This window comes from Pseudomonas sp. MWU16-30323 (assembly GCF_020515595.1).
Classification (GTDB): domain Bacteria; phylum Pseudomonadota; class Gammaproteobacteria; order Pseudomonadales; family Pseudomonadaceae; genus Aquipseudomonas; species Aquipseudomonas yamanorum.
On the sequence record NZ_JAIWYM010000091.1, the window covers coordinates 1 to 564 of the forward strand.

The window sequence follows — 564 nt, forward strand, 5'->3', positions numbered from 1 at the left end:
TACAGTGCCGGTAGTTTTGCCGGAATCAATGGTGATGACCTGGCCGTTGGACAAGGTCACGGTCACCGGCGCGTGAGCCTCATTGCTCAGCGTCGCGGTGTAGGTGATCTGACCACCTTCAGTGATCGCCGTGTCGTTGGTCGACAAGGTCACGGTGGTGGTATCGATCGAGTCCGAAATGACGGTGGTCGGCGGATTCGTATTGTCCGGTACCAACTTCTCAAAGTTGCCGCCAGTAGCCGCTGTAATCGTGGTGCTAACGGTCGAACCGTTGTTGTAGACGTCATTGACCGGAGTCTGGAATACCACGGTACCGGTAGTTTTACCGGCATCAATGGTGATCACCTGACCGTTGGACAAGGTCACAGTCACCGGCGCATGCGCTTCATTCGAAAGCGTGGCGGTGTAGGTGATCTGGCCGCCTTCAGTGATCGCGGTGTCGTTAGTCGACAGCGTCACCGTCGTGGTATCAACCGAGTCGGTGATCGTAGTCACCGCTGGCGTGGTGCTCGGCACCAGGTTCTCAAAATTACCGCCAGTCGCCGCCGTAATGGTGGTGCTAAC

Annotated in this window: 1 protein-coding gene; it reads right to left on the minus strand. The window is 56.9% G+C overall.

Annotated elements, in window-relative coordinates:
• The coding region (locus LIY45_RS30580; RefSeq protein ID WP_226478728.1) for an immunoglobulin-like domain-containing protein at nucleotides 1-564 on the minus strand (564 nt) is incomplete at both ends.